The organism is Thermostichus sp. MS-CIW-41 (assembly GCF_054058915.1).
Genome location: NZ_JBSSBO010000016.1, coordinates 1 through 20,495, shown reverse-complemented (window position 1 = coordinate 20,495; position 20,495 = coordinate 1). Strand labels below are relative to the sequence as shown.

The window sequence follows — 20,495 nt, the reverse complement described above, 5'->3', positions numbered from 1 at the left end:
CCATTGATCGCGCCAGCGGGACGGAGTCCTTGAAAAGCCTTTTGGCCCCCTGCATTATTGCTCTGCAACGCCGATGCGACCAACATTTTAGGCGTGGGTGCAGTGTCCTGGTTTGAACTGAAATGACTATATTTGGGGTTTAATTTGGGGTTTATTCGAGGGGAGAGGCCCTTTAGGAGCTGCTCTGGGATGAACTTCCGAAAGCACTCCGCGCCCTCAACCTGACCAAGAGGGGGCTAACTCCTACCAGGTTACCCGATCCCGCAGCTGCTCAATCCGGGCTGGGCCAATGCCATTGACCCGTTGCAGATCCTCCAAAGAGGAGAAGGGGCGGGCCTCGATAATGCGCTGCGCCAGGGCGGGGCCAATGCCGGGCAACTGTTCCAGCTCCGCCGCCGTGGCCGTATTCAGGTTAACGCGAGGGGATCCCCCAGGAGACGCCACCGGAAAAGCAACCGACGGGGAAGGGGATCCCGCCTCAGGAGGAAGAACGACCTCGACTTCCAGCAGCTCCGGCTCCGGTTCAGGCAAGGAAGCGGCAACGGGGACGGGGTTGGGGCAGCGACGGGACGCCTCTTCTGCCTGTTGTTGCAGGCGGCGGCTGGGGCCAAAGCGGGCATCGGCAATGAGCCGGTCGAACTCCCGCACAAAGTGATCCACCACTCGGCTATTGCGGATGATCAGGAAGTTTTCGTCGTTGAGGTGGTTGGCCGAGACCGACCAGTTGTTGGATCCGGTGATCACGGTGGCGTTGGCGGTGCCGGGATCGATGATGGCAAACTTATGGTGCAGCTTATCGCCGGGGGCGAGGTTGGGTATGCCTACAGACTGGGCCGGCAGCGTCCAGGGCAGGCGCGCCGCCTCCACCTGGCACTTTTCGTCGGGGAGCAACAGCCCCCACATCTCCAGGGTGCGGCTGTAGTCCCGGAAGGCAAAACCAGGGTCGAACACCCCGCGGATCTCCACGTTACGCTCCTGGCGCAGTTGCCTGAGTTGGTTGGCAATGCCCGGATCCGTAAAGACGAACAGAGCCAGATCCACCTGTTGCCGGGCTTGGGCCAGGGTGGCGGCAATAATGCCGTTGGAGGTGGCTTCGTAGGGCAGGGAGCGACTGGTAGGAGAAAAGTGAACCCCCACAATGGCATCGTCAATGTACACCGTTTCCAGGGAACGCTTGAGCTTTTGCACGCCGAAGCGGCTATCGGTCAAGCCACCGGGGCCATCGCCCCACATGAGATCAAATTCCTCGGTGTAGAGGCGGGCCAGCTCGGGACTATCCAGCAGCAGCAGGTGATTGGCATTGCCGACGCTGTCGGGGGCATCAAAGTCCCCGTGAATATCAGAGAGGGTGAAATTGGCCGATCCGGTCAAGACTTTCTGCCCGTCGATCACCACAAATTTGTGGTGCATCAGGCCGCTGCCCTTGGAGCCATCGGCGGTATCATCCAGCCAGGGCACCCGCCCCCCATCCAGCAAGGCGTACACATCTCGGCTGGCAATCTCCTCGGGAGAAAACCGTCCATCCCGGTTCACATCCACCAGGTTGCGGTACTCCTCGAACTTGCGACGGCTGCGCTCGTCCAGCGCCCGCACTTGGTCAGGGGTGAGCTGGTGCCAGGCTCGCACGTAGGTGTTTTCAGTAATAAAACGCACAGGGATCCCCGCCTGCCGCCGCTCCACCAGAGCTTGGGCAATGAGCGGTAGGTTCAGCTCTTGCACGGCAATATCCACCGACTGCCGAGCGGAGCGAATCTGGGAAATGATCAACTCTTCCAGGTTGTAGCCGTAGCGGCGGATCTGGCGGTAGGGATCCCGATAGGTGCTTTCCCGGCTTTGGTTGAACACCACCCGGATGCGGGGGTGCTGCGGCAGAGGGGCCAGGGTGGGCAGCTCCGGCTCTTGGGGGTAGGCTCTGGGCCGAGGACCCACCCAGTAGCCGATCAAGACCAGAATGAGAAGCAGAGCAACCCAGGGCAGCCAGCAGCGGAGTTGCCGCAGCCACGACGGGATCCCGTTCATCGAAAAAACTAGGCTGTGTTTACTTTTAGTATGAGGTGAGGATAGTTTTTGGGCAAGGTCTGATGAGTTGCCTTGTCATAGATGACAATAAATAGCAAAAGATTCTGGCTTTTCTGCGAACAGAACCCCACATTGGCAAAGAGGCAGGATGCAAGCGGTTTATCGAGGGCGTGCTGTGGATGGCTCGTTCTGGCTCCCCCTGGCGCTACCTCCCGGAAAGATGTGGAAAGTGGTACACCGTTTACCCAAGATTCCATCACTGGAGTCGCTTGGGAGTCTGGGAAAGAATGTTTCAGTTCTTCATCACAGAACCCGATTGAGAGCATCTTATCCTGGACTCAACTATCGTTCGTGCTCACCCCTGTGCAGCCAGAGGGGAGCAAGCCTTGGGCAGGAGTCGAGGTGGATACAGCTGGCAAAAAGAACGCACGAAAGTGATAAGGGAGAGTCGGGTGGTGATTCCTTCTAGGAAGAAGAGGAGGGTGGTGCGAGATTACGACCGGCATGTTTACAGAGAGAGGCACCTAGTAGAGTGCTTTTTTTCAGAAGCTAAAGCAGTATCGGCATTTGTTTTCTCGTTTTGACAAGTTGGCCAGGAACTTCTTGAGCTTTCTCTACTTCGCAGGTGCTCTCTTCTGGCTAAAGATCAACACAACCTAGGTCTGAAACCCCGCTCTTGAGGGCGGCTTTACTCTCCATAAAACCTCCAGGAACAAAAGCATAAGTACCGCACATCCTCTCTTTTGGCGCTCTGCGTCAACCTCTTCCCGCTCCGTAAGCAATGCAAACTTAACCTCCCCCCAGAACTGCCACCCACAAAAGTGAGCCCCCACCTGGGATGACGCACCAAACTGCCGCGCTTCAAACCCAGACTGATAGTCCCCCCGTAGGGCAGTCTTTTCCCACCTTTGGCCGGTTGCAAACGATGCAGTTGACGACGATGAAACCGTAGAGGAACTACTATGAGCATCTGCCGGTTGTCAGGTTGCAGGTGCCCACCGGTTACGGAGTTAGCCAACACCCACGCATCCACGCAGTGAGCCTCAAAGACCTCGGCTGTCTTTTTGTTGGTTTTCTTCAGCCCAAGGGCGTCCCGCATCTGCTGGGTTTCCCACCCTGAACGGATCAACACTTGCCCCAAGCCCGCTAGTTGTTGATAAAACCACTGCTTACCCACCTCTAGGGGGGAGAAAGACACGTCCCAGCGACGCTGGCCTGAGGTCTTCGCCTTAATGTCCTCCACCACAAATACGGATATGGGAAACAACTTGCTCAGCCACCTGGCAAGACAGAGCTTCCACTGCCACCGAGCCTTGGTGGAAGGGGGCAATCCGCCTCTAGCCCGGTTCGCTCTCGGTTGCCGACAGGGCGTTTGGCGATACCGCCTCAACCGACGCATGTTTCGACGCTGCTCAACATGCTCCTTCACCCAATTAACCGCGTCCGCTTGGATGTTGAGGTAGGTGTGTGCGGCTGATTTGACCGACCACCCTTCTTTCTTGCTTCCTGGGTCAATACCGACGGCTATGGGTTGGGTTTGCCGGTCAGAAGGTTCCCCGTTGAGACGAACACAAAACACCCCTCTCTTCCAAAAGGGAGTAGCCTTGCCGGATTTAACCCACCGCCTCGCCCGGCTGGGAGTGGTCGGCATGAGGGGGTTTTGGTTGTGGTCTACGACGGGCACGAACATGCGGTAAGTCTCCTTGCGGAGTATGTACATCCCTTCGCCCCTGGCCGACGTAGAGGTAGCAAACTAGGGAAGCATTCGCTACGTACTTTGGGCTGCCACGCCCAGTCGGCTCAGTCTCCTTCAAACGCCCCCCATGACTGGGTTGCTTGGGCAGGCTAGTCTTTCCTTGCCCTTGGGGTTTCAGGCTGGCTAGGCCCTACTCCCACAAGCCCCCAGCTAAGAATGGGGGTACTTGACGGCCTTTCTCCTCTCCAGCAATCACAGCCCCAGGATACCGAACTTTACGGCAGCTGTTTCTGCGCCAAGGTGCTCTCTGCTCTACTCTAGGGCCACCCGTGAGAGAAAGGCTTTTGACCGCCGATATTCAAGCCTCTAACGGCATCATCCACGTCATCGATGCAGTCTTGATCCCGCCGCGTTAGGAATTGGGCCACCACTTCGGGCATCATAGAAGCATCGAGATCCAGCACTTTATTGGGGAGATTCAGCGTGGAGCGGCCTAAGTGGGTAGCAATCGTTACAGGGATCCTGGCCATTGCTCTGGGGGTGGGCTACTTGCTGCTGGCACAGCTGTTGGATTATCGCGGGGGCGAGTTTTTGCCGGCACCGCTGGAGCCGCCGGCGATTTTGGGAGAGGGGATCCCTGGCTCATGGGGCCGGTTGAGCTGAGGGCGCTTTTGACTTCCTGCTTCCCCTTCCTCTTTTACTTGCGGGTGGCTGATCCCCAGCAAAACTCTTGACAAAATTGTATGCTCAGCTACAGCAAGCCCTATGCTGGAGAAGCGGTTGCAGATTCAGTTGACAGCGGGGGCTGTCCTCTGGGATGACCGGTCGATTTTGGCTTTTTGATCTGGAGATCTGGGCAGGCTGTGGGTTGGGATGGTGCTGTCGCGCTCCACTTGGGTGTGGTTGTGGGCAGGGCTGGGTTTGGCGGCCCTGAGCCAATATCTGCAATGGGTTGGCGGGATCTACAGCTTCGTGGCTCCCCACTCCGAGCCTCTTGCGGAGCTGGTGGTGGGCGCCATCCTTGGGGGGACAGCAGCAGCAGGTCTGGCAGCGCGCCATTGGTGGCAGCAGGCTGGCCGACGGCAAAGTACTCCAAACCAGCGGACACAACCGCTGCGGCGGGTTAAGTTAACGCGGAATCAGGTGCAAGCCGATCTGGAAGATGCCGATCGCCTGATCCAGAAGCTACAGAATGACATCAGTCGCCGTGCCCTGCGTGCCAAGCTGCAAGAGATCAATCAGCGGCTTAACCAGGAGGAATTGCATCTGGTGGTGTTCGGCACCAGTTCCGCCGGCAAGACCTCGTTGATCAATGCCTTGATGGGCCGACCAGTGGGCGAAACAGCCCCCACCCTGGGCACCACCCAGCAGGGATCCATCCACACCTACCAATTGGAGGGCTGGAACGGCCCCATTTCCCTTACCGACACACCTGGGCTGCTGACGATTGGGGGAGCAGGGGAAGCGGAAGCCCGCGCCCTGGCCCAGAAGGCGGATCTGCTGATCTTGGTGGTGGCCGGAGACCTGCTGGCTTCGGAATATGCCGAAATGCTGGAGTTGGCCCGGCTGGGCAAATCCGCCATCCTGGCCCTCAACAAAACCGATCAGATGCTGCCGGAGGATGTAGAGACCATCTTGGCCCATTTGCGCCGACGCACCGCCGGTGTTATCCCTGCCGAACAGGTGGTGGCCATCGCCGCTGATCCAGAGCCCCTCAAGGTTCGCTACTACTCCGAAGATGGCTCTGTGTGGGAAACTTGGGAGCCGCAGCCCCCCGAGACAGAGGCCCTCATCCAACAAATGGCTCACCTGCTGCAGCAGAAGGGATCCCACCTGCGCTTGGCCAATGCCTTGTTGCAAACCCGAACTCTCAGCGAAGCCGTCCAGCAGGCCCTCCAAGAAGAACGTCGCCAACAGGGTCGCCAGATCGTGGAACGGATGCAGTGGGCCACCGCTGCTGCCCTGGCGGCAAACCCTCTTCCTGCTTTGGATGTGCTGGCAGGAGTAGCCATTCAGGCGCGCATGATCGGGGAACTGCACCAGGTGTTTGACCGACGCATTACCTTGCGCCGGGCCCAGCAAATTGCCCAGAGTTTGGCGCAAATGGTGGTGCAACTGGGGGGGCTGGAGCTGGCTACTCAGGCTTTGGGCTCTCTGCTCAAGGCCAGCCCCTTGATGGTTATGGGGATCCCCCTGCAGGCAGTGACGGGGGCCTATCTGACACGGGTGGCGGGGCTCAGCTACCTAGAGTGGCTGTCCTCTGGGGATCCCTGGCAAGAGGAAATCCTGCAAGAGCGGATTAGGCAGCAGCTCCAAAACCGTCATCCTCTGGCCTTTCTCACCCAACTGGCCCGCCAAGCCCATTCCAATAGCTAGTCGAAGCATCCGTCTTTTCGCCGCCACAGGCCCAACCTATCCCGTTCTCCGCCCGCTGCGGAAAATCCATTACTCCATTACACTGAATACAGCTTTCTAAATACAGCTTTTTCTGATACAGCTTTTTCTGGGCTTGACTTTGTAGAAGTTCTGTAAATCAGCGGGATCCAAGTCACAGAAGAGAGAACATTAGGAACATTAGTCAGTGTTGCCGGAAAAAGCTGCCCAGGTCTTATCATGGGTCAAACCAAGCCCATCATCCTGTAGTCTGCTGCCCTAAACTGGCTCCGTTGGCACCTTATGTCTTCCCCCAACCTGACCCTGCCCATTCAGTGGATTGATGTGGATTCAGGAGAGGTGGTGGAGGAATGTCCTTGGGAGAGCAGTCCCCATCCGGGCACCTACGTCCAACTGGCAGAGCAGCACTACCTAGTTCTGGAAAAGCGTCATTCCTACCGGCTCCGGCAAGGCAAATACCACCTGTGTGGGATCCGCGCCCTGGTGCGTTCGGTCACCCCACCTCAGGAAGTGGGAAGGTTCCTGGGGGATCCCTCCTGTCGGTTTAATGCTCACTCGCCCTTGCTGCGTTGTGCCGTCAACCCCAGCGGGCCCTGTCAGGGCTGCCCCCACTACGAGTCGGCCCCGCGTTGCTAGCCCTCCAGCTCCAGAGCCAACACCTGGGTCAGCGCACGGTTGGTCTTTTCGCGAAACTCGGCCACGCTCACCCGTCCCAGCAAATACACGGCCAGCAACATCACCGCTGCCTCCACCCCAAAGACGGTGGCATAGGCAAGCACTGAAGAAGTGGGGAAGAGAATGCGCCCCAGATCGAGCAAAGCCCCACCAAGTAAGGTGGAAACTGCCTGGGACATGGCCTGGGCCAGTCCCCAAGCCCCGATAAAGGTGCCTGCCGTCTCCGCTGCCGTCAAATCCAACATGAGGGTAATGGCGCCATTGGTGGTGATCCCAGAAGCCAAACCAAACAGGATCATGCACAGTTGCAACAGCCGTGAATTGCCTGTAAACCCTGAGGCAATGGTCAGCCCAAAAGAGATGGCCACCAGCAGACAGCCCAGACGGGCCGTTGTCTGTTTGCCCAGCTTGGGCACAATGAAAAATCCGGTCAGCACAATCCCTGCCAAAATACCCAGGCTCCAAAAGGCATTGAGCTGGGTGCTCTGGGCCACCGTCATGCCAAACACCTCGCCGCCGTAGGGTTCTAGGATCGGCTGTTGGATAAACAGGCCCATGGTCATCAACACCAAGAAGCCGAAAAAGATCAGGGTTTGGCGGCTGGCGGTCAGCACCTTGATGGCCGTGCCAAGGGTGATTTGGTCTTCCCGTCCGGCCAAGGTGGAACGGGATCCGTAGCGGGAATAGCGCTTTTCCACCCCCCAGGTGGCGATCACCCCCAGCAGGATCACCACGGCTGGAATGATGATGAAGAGGCGATTAATGGTGCTCTGCAGGTTGTCCGGATCCAAGCCCCGCAGCAGAACTGCCGAGCCAATGGCCCCGCCGGCAATCCCCACCATCAACATAGACCAGACGATCCCCACCAACTTAGAGCGGTTGTCCTCGTCTGACACATCCACCAGCAAAGCCGCAAAAGGCGTGGAGCAGGCGCTGAGGCAGAGACCATAAAGGGCAAACATCAAACAGGCCAAGCCTATCCAGCCATAGGTGGCTCCAGACCAGCCCGTAGCCGCAAAGCTATCCCCCAAACCCCACACCACCTGCACCCCCAGGAAGATACAAACGGCAAATAGCACTGATCCCAGACGCACATAGCCGGTGCGATGCAGGCCAAACAGGGGCTTGGCATCCGAGAGCTGCCCAAACCAAACCCGAGCCGGGGAGACCAACTGGTGCATGGCCAGGGATCCCCCCACCACCGTTGCCGGGATGGCCAGCAGATCCGTGTCGATCATGACGCGGTTCAGCACTCCCAGAGTGAGCAGCGACATCATTCCCAAGCCCATTTGAAACAGGCCCAGGCGGAACATGACATGCAGCGGCAAAGACTGAACCTGCACCTGAGGCTCTGGAGAAGTTGAAGTTACAGAAGCGTTGACCTCGGGATCCCGGCGAATACTGGCCATGATCTGGAATGATTCGAAAGGGTGCTACAGCTTTTTATCGTAGCCCAGGCAGCCTGGGATCCCGGCAAAAGCATGGGGTTGCCAAAAGCGAAACCGCCACGTCCTGATACATTTACGCTGAACACTGCTGAACATCACTGTTCAACTATGCAGCGATAGCATTCTGTTTGTTTCCAACCAGAATGGCGGTATCCCGCAAAGCTTTGAGTAGAATACCCAAAGCGCAGTTTCCGTGTCGTCTTACTACCAATTTTCTGCTTTGCTTTGGCTACCATGTTGGCAGACTCGAAAGTAAACAGAAAGATCAACTGGTAGTAATCCGTACTGAACATATTATACATTATTTTCAGTATAGTTGAGCTTATTATTGACTAGAGTCATGCTCTCCCCTTTTGGGAGCTATTGTCAGGGTATAGTCCCCCAATTTCCAATCCTCAGGAATATTGCTATGCGCGCCCCCATCCCCTGGCTGCTGAGTTCACTGAGCTGGGTGGGCATTTCCCTGGCCGGAGCAGCCCTCGTCCCTACACTGATGGTGTCCACCTCGCAGGCAACCCCTATGGATTTTCCCCTCCACCAGTCCCTTTCTTCCCCCTCGCCTTTAGAGTGGGCAGAGTACTTGGCCTACAGGCAGGTGATTGACCAGACGATCTCCATGACCTGGGATCCGCAAGCGCGAGCCTTGGCAAAGCAGTATGGGCTGGATATCGTCAACATCACCTGGGAAGATACCGGACGCCACAAGGGATCCGCCCTTGGCCCCAACATCAGCGACATGACCATCCAGGTACAACAGCTCAACCCCAGAACGGGCCGCTACGAGCTGAGCTTGATGCCGGTGATCCGCTACCCCAACTTTGCCGATCTGTCTGCCGACCTGCCCCTCGACAGCCTGCAGGTGCTGGTGGGCAACGAAAAAGGAAAACCCCTGCAACCAGTGTCGTTGCGAGAGCTGCTGGGGAATCTGCGCCGCTACTTGCACGATCCTGGCTCCTGGGCCGGCAACCGCAACTCTCTGCTGGCCCCACGGGATAGCCATGTGTTGGTGAGCGCCCAAGCTGCCTTTTTGCCCATCCCTGCCGGGGGATCCGCTCAATTCAACCCGGTGCTGTTCAACTACCAATCCCATCCCGGTAACCCAGCCGTACTGGCCATTTTGGCCACCCGCGAGGGCACCAGCATTACGGTGATCGAGAACCGCACTGAAGATAAGGTAGATAAGGTGGGCGAAGCTATTTGGGGCCAGCGCCTTTTCTTCAACCAAAATGGTGAACGGGCCAGCCTCACCGGGCAGCGCCTCAGCGATTTTCGGGCCGAGCAAGCCGCCAACCCAACCCCCAGAGATCCCCATTCGGCGGAAGTAGCAGAAGAAGCCCTGAACCTGGTGATGCTGATCCAAGTGCCTCTTCATCAGCGGCAGCCGCCGCGAAGGGAAGTTGAGGATATCTCTGTCAAGTTTTTCGGACCCGCAGCCGACCTGGCCGGCCTCAGCAATGTAGAAGCCGCTGTCATCGGACATGGAGAGGTAGAGGGCCCCTTCACCGAGGTCAACAACCTGGACATCGAGCGGGATCCCCGCTTTCCCATTCGGGTCACGATCCAGTTCTACATAGCCACCGACAATGGCGTGGTCTCTGCTGAAGACATGGCCCAAATCCACCATCAAATTGCCCGCGTCTATCGAGAGGCCGACTATGTGGGCAGCTTGGTGATTCAGGGGGATACAGGCCGACCTACGGAGTACGACCGTGATGCAGAGACAGAGCGCCCCTTTCCCTTTCCTGGGTGGCCGTGGCGTTAGGGCCTGCTGCGCATTTTTCCCACAGCCTGCAAGCGGGTGGCAGCATCTTCTCGCCCTAGAGTTTCTCTACTACACTGACAACTGACCTGGTGCCAAGAGGAGGGGGTGTCGGCCCGATATCCTCGGCAAGGTCAGGGTCTGCAGAGACAGTTGCCAAGGTCTCATTTCTTGAGGCCATGGTGCTTGTCTGTGCCAGCTCTTGCCCAAGGCAGTGGGGAGTTTTTCCTGCAACACTATGGCTGACGCAGTTCCCGTTCGGCGCTACGACCTGTTTGTGCAGGCTTCCCGGCTGCTGCAGCGCTACCGGCAGCTCACGCCGGAACTCCGTCCGATAGGGCTAGAGGTGGCTCTGGCCATCCAATATCACCGTGCTCAGGCCGGATCGGGATCCCTGCTGCCTTGGGTGGGATCCCCCCGCGGATTACCCTTGCAGCAAGTGGCCCAGCGCATTTGCGACCCGTTTTACAGCAAAACCCATCCTCTTTTGCCGACCCTACCCGAAACTGGCGAGCCTTTGGTGTGGCCTCTGTTCAACCAGGGGGAAAACGGTTTGATCCGGCCCCTGGCCCCGAGCAAAGTGGGCGGGAAACTGGCGGAACGGCGCTGGCTCAAAGCCTGCAACAGCCAGGAAGGGATCGGCTGTCATGCTTTGGCGGCCCACCTGTGGCAGGACGAGCGCTTTTTGGCCGAAGACCGGGATCTCTGTCCTTTCCGCCTTTATGACGGGCGCTACCCCTTGAGCGTGGATCAAGGGCGACAGACTTGCGGCTTTGACGATCACCCCTGTGGCTGGCAGCCGGGACACCCCAAAATGTTGCAGGTGGTGGGCAAAGGCAAACAGGCCGAGATCCTGCTCCCCCACTGGACGGATGACATGTGGGCGATGCTCATTCCCTCCCATCGTCCGCTGCCGATTTACCCGCTCTTGGTGATGCTTTACTTTGGCCAGGAAACTTTGCAAAAGGGGCGGAGCAGCCTCTCCATCGAGCAATTTCGTCTGGATTTTCAGTTTAGCCAGTCTCAACTGCGCCTGTTGTTCGACACCCACCCTGAGCACCCCTTGAATCGACACCTGCTTACCTGGGCTCAGCAGCCAGAGGTGGAGTGGGGATCCACAGAACTCTTGCCCCAGATGCCGCCCCTCCTGCATCAACCTGCTGGGGGCAAGGTGGTTTTGGATCCCGATGAGCCGCCCCAGTTCCGCAGCAGTGGGATCCCTCACAGCGCCGGGACAGACCCGCTGATGGCAGAACGCCGCCGTCGACGTCAGTTGGAGCGCAGCGAGCGCCACAACGAGATCTTGCACCAGTTTCGCCGCTGGTTCCGCCTGGCTGGGCTGGAGGTGCGCGAAGACCAACACACCTTTGACTTTTTGGCAGTGGCGGACGGGCACCTGCTTTTGGCCGAAGTGAAGCTCCTGCACCACAAGGATGCGGCAGAGGCTTTGCAGGAAGTGGTGGGACAGTTGCTCTACTATGAGCGCTTTGCCCTCGGCCCTTGGATCGAGCAGGGCTTTTCCGTTCAGAAGGCCGCCGTTTTCGATGGGCCACCGCCAGATCCCTATGTGCGATTTCTAGAAGACCTGGGCATTGCCACCTACTGGATCAACGAACAGCAGATGATCGATGGGCCGGAAAACTCTTTGCGTCTGCTGCGCCAAATGGGAGTACGGGTACGACCGGATCCCGAATTGGGGGATTAGGGGAAAAAGCCTGCCCATGTTCTCCCCTGAGTTTTGACTCAGGCGGGGGTAACTTCTTGTCTTCTTAAGCGTACCTTAGCTGCCCCTTTAATTCCTTCCTGAAGATGGTATCCATACAGACGGTAAAAATACGGGATCCTTTGAAGTTTCGGGAGGAGTGAAGCAGATGTGGTCTAGGGTTACTTCGCGTCGTGTTGCCCAATCAATTGCGGTGCTAGTTTTTGGTTTGGTGCTTTTGGTTTCTCTGCAAGGGTTCGGCTCCAGAAGAACTCTTTTGCCAAAACTTACACCTGTGCCAGCACCGACCCCGACTTCAACACCCACAGCCACGCCAACACCGACGCCCACGCCGACCCCGACTTCAACACCCACAGCCACGCCAACACCGACGCCCACGCCGAGAGGCTGTGATCCCAACGCCAACCTGATCCCAGTTGGCACTGTCCAGGGCACTGGCTTCACTTCCCCCCTGGTGAACCAAACAGTCACGGTTTCTGGAATCGTAGTAGGAGACTTTGAAAATGAGGGGGTGGCTGGCCAAACCTATCTCCAGGGCTACTACCTACAAGATGATGGTGACGGGAATCCCGCCACATCAGATGGCATCTTCGTTTTCAGTGGCACAGCTAATAACGTCAGGCTTGGGGATAGGGTTCAGGTGACCGGAACGGTTGCTGAGTTCCGCCAGCAAACCCAGCTCTCCAACGTCACCAGCTTTACTGTCTGTAGCTCTGACAATCCGTTGCCGGCCCCAGTGCAGATCTCTCTACCGCTGACTGCGGAGCAAAGGGAAGCTCTGGAAGGAATGCTGGTCACATTTGGAAATCAGCCCCTGTTTGTAACCGACTCCTTCTTGCTGGGACGCCACGGGGAGCTGAGTGTGGCCACAGAGCGGTTGTTCACTCCTACGCAAATTGCGGCTCCCAGCCAGGCAGCTGCCATTCAAGCGGAAAACGACCGAAAGCGGATTCGCATTGATGACCGGCTGCTCACCCAAAACCCAGATCCGGTTATCTACCCCACTCCGGGTGGCCTGAGCGCGGCTAACACTGTGCGCGGCGGCGATCGCGTCAGCAACATCACCGGGATCATGACCCAGTTGCGAGGCCGGAATGTCAGTGGCGATGTGGATGCGACCATCGACTACCGTATCCACCCCAATGATCCCAACAACTTGCCCAGGTTTACAGCCACCAACCCTCGCCCGCAAAACCCACCCTCAGTAGGGGGCTCCCTGAGGGTAGCTAGCTTTAACCTGTTCAACTACTTCAACACCTTCGGCAACGCCTGCTTCCCCAATAACTCCTCCTGTCGGGGAGCCAGCAACGCCACCGAGTTCACCCGCCAGCGGGATAAGCTCATCGAGGCTATTCGCCGCATGGATGCCGATATCGTAGGCCTCAACGAGTTAGAAAACGATGGATACGGTTCGAATAGTTCCATTCAGGATTTGGTGAACGGGCTCAACCAGGTCATGGGGGCAGGAACCTACGCCTTTGTGAATGTTGGAGTGCCCAACCTGGGCGGCGATGCCATCACCAACGGCTTTATCTACAAGCCAGCTACGGTTGAAATTGCCCCCGGCACTAACCCGGCCTTCCTGGACACAGGGGAATTCACCCAAGGCCCCGGACGCTTCCATCGTCCTCCTCTGGCTGTAACCTTCCGGCAGCGGAGCAACAACGCCACCTTCACTGTTGTGGTCAACCACTTCAAGTCCAAGGTTTCTCCCTGCGATCCTATTGACAACGATCCCTTCCAAGGCAATTGCAACGGCAACCGCACCCGGGCCGCTCAGCAACTCTTGAGCTGGCTCGCCACCAATCCAACTGGCTCCACCGATCCGGATGTGTTGATTATGGGGGATCTCAACTCCTACGCTATGGAGGATCCGATCAAAACTCTGGAGGCGGGCGGGTTCATCAACCTCAATGGCTCCAACAGCTACTCCTTTAGCTTCCAAGGACAGTGGGGATCCCTGGATCATGCCCTGGCCAACAGCAGTCTGAGACCCCAAGTTACAGGCTCAGCTAAGTGGCACATCAACGCTGATGAGCCCGTGAGCTTGGACTACACCCTGAGCTTCAAGAGTCCCTCTCAGCAGAGCCTCTTCTACGCCAGCGATCCCTTCCGCTCTTCCGACCACGATCCGGTGCTCGTTGGCTTGAACCTGACTCCGGCCCCAACACCGACGCCGACGCCCACACCGACACCGACGCCCACACCGACACCGACGCCCACACCGACACCAACTCCTCCTTCCGTTAACCTGCCTTTGACTGAAGGCTTTGATAACTGCAACCCTGCTCCAGCCGGCTGGCAGATTGTGGATGTGGACGGCGACACCAGTCGTTCCTGGCGTTGTGTCAACTCCCTTGCCGAGGCCAACGCTTTCAACGGTCAGCAACCGGGTAATGACTGGCTGATCACTCCTCCTCTGAACCTGGCTTCCGTCAGCAACCCAGTTCTGACCTTCCGCAATCAGAGTTCTTTTAGCGATAACGGCCTTCCTCCTTCGCAACAACTAAGCGTTCTTTACTCCACCAACTACAGCGGTGCAGGCACTCCAGCGGCAGTGAATGCAGCCACTTGGACTGCTCTGACGATTCCCACTCTCTCTACGGGCAGCTTCGTCGACTCCGGCCCGATTTCTCTGGCTGGGATCCAGCCTTCCAACCGTGTTTACATTGCCTTCCGCTATCGCTCTTCTGGTACAGCTTCCGGCTCGGCCACTCGCTGGCGGGTGGATAGTGTCAACATCTCCGGGAACTAGGTGTGGGATCCTAGTGCCAACCTGAGTCTGATTGGCAGTGGCTGGGAAAGTGGATCTGCTTCCTCAGCCGTAACGCTCTCCTATGTGGTCTTGGCCGGGATCCACCGTTGCTCAGCGGGTTTCGAGCAGAGGGATTGACTTTTGGAGCACGGACTAAAGGGAGAGGAGCCGGGGGTGGTTGCCTTTGGCGGCACGGAGCGCTTAAGACACTTCGGGAGAAAAATGGTTGAGGATCCGGGGGGATTGCAATGTCCTCGTCTCAATCGAAATGACCTCATTATGGGATCCCAGCCTGGGCGCAGATTTGCCCCTGTCGGTCGAACAACGTCACCGCCAACAGCAGGGATCGACCGGCATACTTTTGCACATAGCCTGTGGCTCGCTCCAGGATTTGGCGAGCCAACTCCTGCATCACGGGTGCTGCCCAGCCAAGGCCATCCAGATGGTGCACCGCTGCCTCTACTGTCCGCAACTCCAGCACTTGCCGTGCCTGTTCTGCCGTTCCCCCACGCCGGATCAGGGCTGCCGCCAGAATTTCCAAGCGGGCATCGGCCACGTGGCTGGAAGTGGTGAAGATCCCCCCTGCCAGCTTGATCAGCTTGCCGTGGTAGCCGATCAAATGAATGGACTCCGCCCCCCGCAGCGCCGCTTCCACCAGCAACGGCCCTATCCAATTGGCTACTCGCAGGATCTGGTCTTCCGGGATCCCTTGCCGCAGCGCCACTTGCTGCCCATGGCTGCCCACGCAAAAGATCAAATGCTTGTGCCGCTCCAACTTTTGTTGCAGCTCTTGGCGGGCTTGCTCTAAGCTCTCAACACTTGAGGAAGGCTCCACCTCCGCCCGCGTTCCCAACAGGGCCAGCCCTTCCAGCACCCCAAAAGCGGCATTGGAGGTGCGCTCGGCCAGCAGCTTTCCTTCAGGCAAGATAATGCGAACCCGCAACCGGCAATCGGGGGGGATCCCGGGCAAAAGATTGATCTCAAACAAACGGCGGGCATAGGCATAAATGGCCGGGCTGCCATCGGTGCGTCGCCCCAGCCCTTCCCCGGCTTCCAAGATCAAGGGGGGATCCTCGGGATCCCTCTCCTCCAACCTCACCCAAGCCCAGACCGGCGTGTCGCGGGTGAGATCCAGGTGGGGGCCGGGATCCGAGCGGGTAATGGCCAGAGCTGTTGCCTTCTCCAAGGCAGCTACCTGCTCCACCGGGATGTGGATCCGAGCCTCAGGGGACTGGGGCTCAGCCTGCACCGCAACAACCAAGCGCCCCCCTTCCTTCTCCAAAGGGATCCCCAGAAGGTGGTGAAGAGCAGCCCTGGCCGAGGCAACGGCGAAAACGGGCAAGGTATAGCCCCGCGGTCGGGATCCCTGAACAGCATCCTGCATCTGTAGAGATTTTTGCTTGGGAAATGGGTAACCGGAAAACCAAAATCTCCGGAAAATGCACACCTCAATTGTGGCTTGTGAGAGAACCCAGGAGTTTCGGGGAACACCTCCCGGAAGCAATCGTTAAATGATCTGGGGGAAGAAGAGGGGATCCGAAATTTGCCTTTTTCAATGAAGGTAGTCGAAAACTGGGGCAGCTATGAGCGAAGCAGTGCAGCACTATCTTGAGCGTCTGGAGTCGCAAATACAGGAGCTAAAAGCTGCCATCGAGCGGATGCCCGAGCAGGTGGTGGCCGTTCTCCTGGCTACCCAGGAAGCCAAAAAAAACACCCCCGCCCCCTCCCGTTACAGCGTTCTAATCTCAGACTTGGTGGAAGATGGCAGCCACAACTTCCTGCTGGATGATGAACCCACCGTGGTGAGCAACCGCAGCATGGGGCATGAGCTGGCCCCCGAAGCCCAAATACAGCGCCTGAGTGCCCAGTTAACCGCTGCCTACAACCGCATTGCCGCTCTGGAAGAGCAGCTCTTGGCCCAGCGCTTGCAACACTAGACTAAACCACTAAACTGACACTCATCTAGCAAGGCTTCAGCGGGGGGCAGCAGAGGGCTTGCCTTTGCGTTGCACATCCTGCATCTGGAAGCCGTGCTTGCGCAGCTCTTGATCCAGCACCAGCTCGTTTTCCACGTGATCCACAAACAACACGCCGTTGAGGTGGTCGATTTCGTGCTGGATCACCCGCGCCAGCAAATCGTCCGCTCGAAGGGTGCGGGGCCGCCCCGTTTCATCCTTGAACGAAACCACAATCCCTTCTGGGCGCATGACCTCGCAGAATACCCCCGGAATGCTCAGGCAACCCTCCTGCCCGGCAACGGCCTCGCCAATGTACTCGCGAATCTCCGGGTTGATCAGCACCAGCGGTGGCACCTCCGGCTTATCGGGATAAAGATCCACCACAATCATGCGCTTGGGAATGCCAACCTGCGGAGCCGCCAGACCAATCCCATCAAAGCTGTACATGGTCTGCAGCATGTCCCGGGCAAGCTGGCGGATCTCGTCGTTGACCTGGCTGATGCGCTTGGCCGGCTGCCGCAGCACCTTGTCCCCCATGCGATAAATGTGCAGGGGCGGATGCTTCAGCTTCACTTTGGGAACGGCAACAGAAAGGGTAGCCACCATCCGGCAGATCTCACAGAATAACAGCAGGTATCAGGCCTGGATCCCCATTCTACATTCAGTCCTGGTTGTGCTGAAACCATTGTTGCCTAGCTCTCCTCTCGTTTTTGATTTTGAAGAGGGGGTAGGGACCTGTTTGGGATGATCATGGCTCAGGGTTGCCGTCGCCAGCCTCTGGAAGTCGTTGGGCCTGTTGGTCAATTCCCTGCTTAAAGCCCAAGGCCACCAAAATATTGGAGAGGGTGAGAAAAGCCTCTGCCCCTCCATGCAAGGGATCCACATTGGCCAGGGAAGTGCCGTAGTGAACCTGAGCGTACAGCCCTGCCGGGATGCTGACGGCCACAAAAAGCAACAACAGCCAAAATCCAACCAAGGCCAAACGTGGGATCCGGCGCAGCCGCGACAGAAAGAATAAAAAGACCAAGTAAGGGAACAGAGAGAGGGCAAATAAACTGTTCATCGCCTAGTCGGGATCCCCCTCCTGTGCAGGCTCGTCGGCTCTCTCAGCTCGCCAAATGCGGTAGGCAGCCCAAGCCAGGGTACAGTTGCCCAGCAAGGTGAAGCTGGCCTGTGCAGTCACCACCCAGTCTAACTTGGGGTCGTTGTCAAACCAGTGCCAGGTGATCGCGCACATCGCCCCCGACAAAGCAGGCAGCATCGCCCAGCTTAGACCTCGCCATTCGGGCCGGCCCACTCGCTCCCCAAATTGCCACACGAGAACAACAGCAGCGATCCACTCCAAAACACTGGCAACGTGAATCCACCAGGTGGGAAGCGAAAGGGCGTGCATCAGGCGCTGAGGGAATGACGCAGCAGTTGGCGGTAAGTGGCCTCCTGCAACAGCATTTGCTTGTGCAGTTTGACCAAAATGTCTTTGGCCTGCTCGGGGCTCATGCGAGAAACCAAGGTCTCGAAAGCCCGCTGGCGAAATTGCTGCTCCAAAGAGAGCTCTAGCGTCTCATCCATCATTATCACCTCAGGGTACTCGGGTCGAGGGATCTGCAGAGAGTTCCAACAGCGCAGATCCGGCCAGGTGGCGCAAACAGGATAATACATATCTTAACAAACCACAACAATGTGACAAGATGCCGGATCTCGGTGGTGTCTGAGGGTCTGAAGAGGTTTGGCCGAGGCGAGAGCAGAGGCATTCAACCCAATGGCAGAAAAAGTACAGGTCCGTCAAGTTGGACAAAGGTGCATTTTGGATGGGGAAGGGGGAAGATTTTCCGGCAGGGATCCCTTTACATCCCGTCATGTTCGGCGATTCGGCAGGGCTCCATGATAGAAGTGAAGTACTCTGGAGCTTTGTTGCCACCCTTGCTGATTGGTGACTTACTTTGCTTGAATTGCTATGACCATTTTTGTGGGAAACCTGAACTATAAAGCCTCAACAGAAGAACTAAAAGCTTTCTTCCAGCAGAGGTGGAACGTTAAGTCGGTTACAATCCCGATAGACCGAGAGACAGGTCAGACACGAGGCTTCGCGTTTGTGGATCTGGCAACCGAAGCTGAGGAGGACGAAGCCATCGAGAGCGCGAACGGGCAGGAATTCATGGGCCGGCCTCTGCGTTTGGATCGAGCCAGGCCCCGCCGCCAAGCCTAAGCAAAGATTGTTCAACCCTGGGTTTGCCATTCTGGACAACCAAAGGACTCCGTCCCGCTAACGCGAACGGCAAGATTTATCCCAACAGATGGGAGAGCTGCAAAGTCTCCAAGAGCGCCCAAGATGGTGAGGCTGCTACATCTTTCCGACATTCATCTGGGCAGTGGCCTTGCCTACGGCCACATTAACCCAGCTACCGGCCTGAATACCCGTTTGGAAGATTTTGTAGCTTCTTTGCGCTTGTGCATTGACCATGCTCTCAACCAAGCGGTGGATCTGGTGTTGTTTGGGGGCGATGCTTTCCCCGATGCGACACCCCCCCCTCTCCATCAAGAGCTTTTTGCCCAACAGTTTCGCCGCCTGGCCGATGCAGGGATCCCAACCGTCCTGTTGGTGGGCAACCACGATCAGTACGGGCAGGGACAGGGAGGCAACAGCCTGGCTATCTACCGCGCTTTGGGGGTCTCAGGCTTTATTGTGGGGGACAGACTGGAAACTCATCGGATCGAAACTCGCGGTGGCCCGGTGCAGGTGACCACTTTACCTTGGCTGAGTCGCTCTGCTCTACTCGCCCAACAGGAAAGCTTGGCGCTTGAAGGGGAAATCCTCGCGCATCAGCTCCTGCAGCGCCTCCGCCTAGCCCTAGAAGGGGAGATCCGCACCCTGCAGCCAGGGATCCCGGCGATTTTGTTGGCTCACGTCATGGTGGAGACAGCCCGCTACGGAGCAGAACGCCATCTTTCGGTGGGCAGAGGATTTACGGTGCCCCTTTCGCTGCTGGCTCGGCCTGCCTATCAATATGTTGCCTTGGGGCATGTCCACCGTCACCAGGTGCTGTGTCGGGATCCCTTGATGCTCTATCCCGGCAGCATTGAGCGGGTGGATTTTGGCGAAGAAAAAGAGGAAAAAGGCTGTGTGCTGGTGGAAGTCACCCCTACGGGGGCCAGCTATGAATTTTTGCCCCTGCCAACCCGTACCTTTCACACCATTCGCCTGGATCTGAGCGCAGATCCACCCCAGCAGGCGCAGTCCAAGCTGCTGGCCGCCATCGCCAAGGCCCCCGTGGCCGGCTCCATCCTGCGGTTGATCTACCGCATACGGCCCGACCAGCTAGAGTGCATTGATGAGCGGGCTCTGCACAACGCTCTTGCCCCTGCTTTTAGCTACACCATCGCCCCAGAAGTGGTCAGCCCCAGCCGCATCCGTCTGCCGGGATGGGATCCCAGCCGACTTGAGCCCCTGACGGCTCTGGAGCAGTATCTGGCCGACCGCAGCGATCTGGCCCCCTTGCACAACGATTTGCTGGCCGCGGCCCGTCAGTTGTTGGAGGAATATGTGGATCCTTTACAAGACTGGGCCCCCAACTGGGAGGAGCTGGGATCTTCAAGCCTTGCCCCAGTGGAAGAGGAGCAGTTGCCTTTGTTTTGATTGGTTTTGAGATGCTCTCTTTGTCGCCTCAGGGTTCGTAGGGGTGGGGATTGGGGATCCCTGTACGAAGAAATCAGGACAGGAGTGCTCGCCAAAGCTGCGGGCTCCTCAAGTTTCAAGTGATCTGAATCACTTCGAAATGGCAAAAAGCAACACAAACTGGGAATCGGGTTGAAGACGTTGGCAACGACGGCATCAGCTCACTCACAGGGAACTGACTCAGACTGGTAGACCTCACACTGCCAGTCTTTTTTTGTTTAGGGCCTGGGGGCTGTGAAGTCGCAGCGAGCGGGGGATCCCTTTCTAGCATTCATGAAATTCCCATCTTCTTTTCTATAGAGTCAGCTAGAAATCGCAGGAGCCCCGCACTGTACCCGTAGGGTCAGTGCCGGGAGGAATGCGAGGTTACAATAGAACCATGACCCAAGTCCTGA

18 protein-coding genes and 1 pseudogene are annotated in these 20,495 nt (G+C 57.7%); 11 read left to right on the top strand and 8 right to left on the bottom strand.

The window, feature by feature from the left end:
- Positions 1 to 243 precede the first annotated feature (243 nt).
- Entirely contained in the window at positions 244 to 2,019 is a 1,776-nt protein-coding gene (locus tag ACVWXE_RS06760; RefSeq protein WP_457489898.1) for a phospholipase D-like domain-containing protein, read from the bottom strand.
- Positions 2,020 to 2,120: 101 nt separating this feature from the next.
- Here ACVWXE_RS06760 and ACVWXE_RS06755 point away from each other — a divergent pair.
- Positions 2,121 to 2,679, top strand: a pseudogene (locus tag ACVWXE_RS06755) (transposase).
- A 28-nt stretch (positions 2,680 to 2,707) separates the two neighbouring features.
- On the opposite strand, the gene ACVWXE_RS06750 reads toward ACVWXE_RS06755, so the two are convergent.
- Positions 2,708 to 3,709 carry an RRXRR domain-containing protein gene (locus ACVWXE_RS06750; protein ID WP_414413128.1) on the bottom strand — a complete coding sequence of 334 codons (1,002 nt, stop codon included), beginning with the start codon at positions 3,707 to 3,709 and terminating at the stop codon, positions 2,708 to 2,710.
- Between the two features lie 335 nt (positions 3,710 to 4,044).
- Here ACVWXE_RS06750 and ACVWXE_RS06745 point away from each other — a divergent pair, with 335 nt between their 5' ends.
- The 4 genes from ACVWXE_RS06745 (at position 4,045) to ACVWXE_RS06730 (ending at position 6,745) form a co-directional block, all read left to right on the top strand.
- A complete protein-coding gene (locus ACVWXE_RS06745) occupies positions 4,045 to 4,131 on the top strand; it encodes a fasciclin domain-containing protein (RefSeq protein ID WP_457384026.1) in 87 nt (28 codons plus the stop codon).
- 67 nt (positions 4,132 to 4,198) lie between these two features.
- Positions 4,199 to 4,378, top strand: coding sequence for a hypothetical protein (locus ACVWXE_RS06740; RefSeq protein ID WP_414341967.1), 180 nt, complete (start codon positions 4,199 to 4,201; stop codon positions 4,376 to 4,378).
- Positions 4,379 to 4,588: 210 nt separating this feature from the next.
- On the top strand, positions 4,589 to 6,091 hold the full coding sequence (locus ACVWXE_RS06735) for a DUF697 domain-containing protein (protein WP_457440107.1): 1,503 nt from the start codon (positions 4,589 to 4,591) through the stop codon (positions 6,089 to 6,091).
- A gap of 300 nt (positions 6,092 to 6,391) precedes the next feature.
- On the top strand, positions 6,392 to 6,745 hold the full coding sequence (locus tag ACVWXE_RS06730; RefSeq protein WP_414329965.1) for a DUF6464 family protein: 354 nt from the start codon (positions 6,392 to 6,394) through the stop codon (positions 6,743 to 6,745).
- Here the strand turns inward: ACVWXE_RS06730 and ACVWXE_RS06725 are convergent.
- Entirely contained in the window at positions 6,742 to 8,193 is a 1,452-nt protein-coding gene (locus ACVWXE_RS06725) for a BCD family MFS transporter (protein ID WP_457489897.1), read from the bottom strand. The genes ACVWXE_RS06730 and ACVWXE_RS06725 overlap by 4 nt on opposite strands.
- Before the next feature lie 448 nt (positions 8,194 to 8,641).
- Between ACVWXE_RS06725 and ACVWXE_RS06720 the strand changes: the two genes are divergently transcribed.
- From ACVWXE_RS06720 to ACVWXE_RS06710, 3 genes are all read left to right on the top strand, one after another.
- Positions 8,642 to 9,994: a hypothetical protein gene (locus tag ACVWXE_RS06720; RefSeq protein WP_457489896.1), complete on the top strand. Its 1,353-nt coding sequence runs from the start codon at positions 8,642 to 8,644 to the stop codon at positions 9,992 to 9,994.
- Positions 9,995 to 10,229: 235 nt separating this feature from the next.
- Positions 10,230 to 11,696, top strand: a complete 1,467-nt coding sequence (locus tag ACVWXE_RS06715; protein WP_011434306.1) for a hypothetical protein — start codon at positions 10,230 to 10,232, stop codon at positions 11,694 to 11,696.
- 166 nt (positions 11,697 to 11,862) lie between these two features.
- Positions 11,863 to 14,469, top strand: a complete 2,607-nt coding sequence (locus ACVWXE_RS06710) for an ExeM/NucH family extracellular endonuclease (RefSeq protein WP_457489895.1) — start codon at positions 11,863 to 11,865, stop codon at positions 14,467 to 14,469.
- Positions 14,470 to 14,746: 277 nt separating this feature from the next.
- On the opposite strand, the gene cbiD is transcribed toward ACVWXE_RS06710, so the two are convergent.
- Positions 14,747 to 15,853: a cobalt-precorrin-5B (C(1))-methyltransferase CbiD gene (cbiD, locus tag ACVWXE_RS06705; protein WP_457489894.1), complete on the bottom strand. Its 1,107-nt coding sequence runs from the start codon at positions 15,851 to 15,853 to the stop codon at positions 14,747 to 14,749.
- 199 nt (positions 15,854 to 16,052) lie between these two features.
- On the opposite strand from cbiD, the gene ACVWXE_RS06700 reads away from it, so the two are divergent.
- Complete coding sequence (locus ACVWXE_RS06700) at positions 16,053 to 16,406, top strand: hypothetical protein (RefSeq protein ID WP_414350209.1); 354 nt, start codon at positions 16,053 to 16,055, stop codon at positions 16,404 to 16,406.
- 36 nt (positions 16,407 to 16,442) lie between these two features.
- Here the strand turns inward: ACVWXE_RS06700 and def are convergent, their stop codons facing one another.
- The 4 genes from def to ACVWXE_RS06680 form a co-directional block, all read right to left on the bottom strand.
- Positions 16,443 to 17,033, bottom strand: a complete 591-nt coding sequence (def, locus tag ACVWXE_RS06695) for a peptide deformylase (protein WP_457489893.1) — start codon at positions 17,031 to 17,033, stop codon at positions 16,443 to 16,445.
- 142 nt (positions 17,034 to 17,175) lie between these two features.
- Complete coding sequence (locus tag ACVWXE_RS06690; protein ID WP_414388950.1) at positions 17,176 to 17,490, bottom strand: DUF3593 domain-containing protein; 315 nt, start codon at positions 17,488 to 17,490, stop codon at positions 17,176 to 17,178.
- A 3-nt stretch (positions 17,491 to 17,493) separates the two neighbouring features.
- Positions 17,494 to 17,820, bottom strand: coding sequence for a DUF2499 domain-containing protein (locus tag ACVWXE_RS06685; protein ID WP_457489892.1), 327 nt, complete (start codon positions 17,818 to 17,820; stop codon positions 17,494 to 17,496).
- On the bottom strand, positions 17,820 to 17,996 hold the full coding sequence (locus ACVWXE_RS06680) for an NblA/ycf18 family protein (protein WP_041437678.1): 177 nt from the start codon (positions 17,994 to 17,996) through the stop codon (positions 17,820 to 17,822). Before ACVWXE_RS06680 ends, ACVWXE_RS06685 begins: the two co-directional genes overlap by 1 nt.
- A 385-nt stretch (positions 17,997 to 18,381) precedes the next feature.
- Here ACVWXE_RS06680 and ACVWXE_RS06675 point away from each other — a divergent pair, with 385 nt between their 5' ends.
- The gene (locus ACVWXE_RS06675) at positions 18,382 to 18,633 is read left to right on the top strand and encodes an RNA recognition motif domain-containing protein (RefSeq protein WP_011434316.1); all 252 of its coding nucleotides are present in this window, start codon (positions 18,382 to 18,384) and stop codon (positions 18,631 to 18,633) included.
- Positions 18,634 to 18,756: 123 nt separating this feature from the next.
- Positions 18,757 to 20,061, top strand: a complete 1,305-nt coding sequence (locus ACVWXE_RS06670) for a metallophosphoesterase family protein (protein WP_414417917.1) — start codon at positions 18,757 to 18,759, stop codon at positions 20,059 to 20,061.
- Positions 20,062 to 20,495: the final 434 nt, after the last annotated feature.

Coding starts and splice junctions, on each gene's coding strand:
- ACVWXE_RS06670 (WP_414417917.1), top strand. CDS start 18,757: ATGGTGAGGCTGCTACATCTTTCCGACATTCATCTGGGCAGTGGCCTT.
- ACVWXE_RS06700 (WP_414350209.1), top strand. CDS start 16,053: ATGAGCGAAGCAGTGCAGCACTATCTTGAGCGTCTGGAGTCGCAAATA.
- ACVWXE_RS06730 (WP_414329965.1), top strand. CDS start 6,392: ATGTCTTCCCCCAACCTGACCCTGCCCATTCAGTGGATTGATGTGGAT.
- ACVWXE_RS06710 (WP_457489895.1), top strand. CDS start 11,863: ATGTGGTCTAGGGTTACTTCGCGTCGTGTTGCCCAATCAATTGCGGTG.
- ACVWXE_RS06750 (WP_414413128.1), bottom strand. CDS start 3,709: ATGTTCGTGCCCGTCGTAGACCACAACCAAAACCCCCTCATGCCGACC.
- ACVWXE_RS06760 (WP_457489898.1), bottom strand. CDS start 2,019: ATGAACGGGATCCCGTCGTGGCTGCGGCAACTCCGCTGCTGGCTGCCC.
- ACVWXE_RS06720 (WP_457489896.1), top strand. CDS start 8,642: ATGCGCGCCCCCATCCCCTGGCTGCTGAGTTCACTGAGCTGGGTGGGC.
- ACVWXE_RS06725 (WP_457489897.1), bottom strand. CDS start 8,193: ATGGCCAGTATTCGCCGGGATCCCGAGGTCAACGCTTCTGTAACTTCA.
- ACVWXE_RS06680 (WP_041437678.1), bottom strand. CDS start 17,996: ATGGATGAGACGCTAGAGCTCTCTTTGGAGCAGCAATTTCGCCAGCGG.
- ACVWXE_RS06735 (WP_457440107.1), top strand. CDS start 4,589: ATGGTGCTGTCGCGCTCCACTTGGGTGTGGTTGTGGGCAGGGCTGGGT.
- cbiD (WP_457489894.1), bottom strand. CDS start 15,853: ATGCAGGATGCTGTTCAGGGATCCCGACCGCGGGGCTATACCTTGCCC.
- ACVWXE_RS06675 (WP_011434316.1), top strand. CDS start 18,382: ATGACCATTTTTGTGGGAAACCTGAACTATAAAGCCTCAACAGAAGAA.
- ACVWXE_RS06715 (WP_011434306.1), top strand. CDS start 10,230: ATGGCTGACGCAGTTCCCGTTCGGCGCTACGACCTGTTTGTGCAGGCT.
- def (WP_457489893.1), bottom strand. CDS start 17,033: ATGGTGGCTACCCTTTCTGTTGCCGTTCCCAAAGTGAAGCTGAAGCAT.
- ACVWXE_RS06690 (WP_414388950.1), bottom strand. CDS start 17,490: ATGAACAGTTTATTTGCCCTCTCTCTGTTCCCTTACTTGGTCTTTTTA.
- ACVWXE_RS06685 (WP_457489892.1), bottom strand. CDS start 17,820: ATGCACGCCCTTTCGCTTCCCACCTGGTGGATTCACGTTGCCAGTGTT.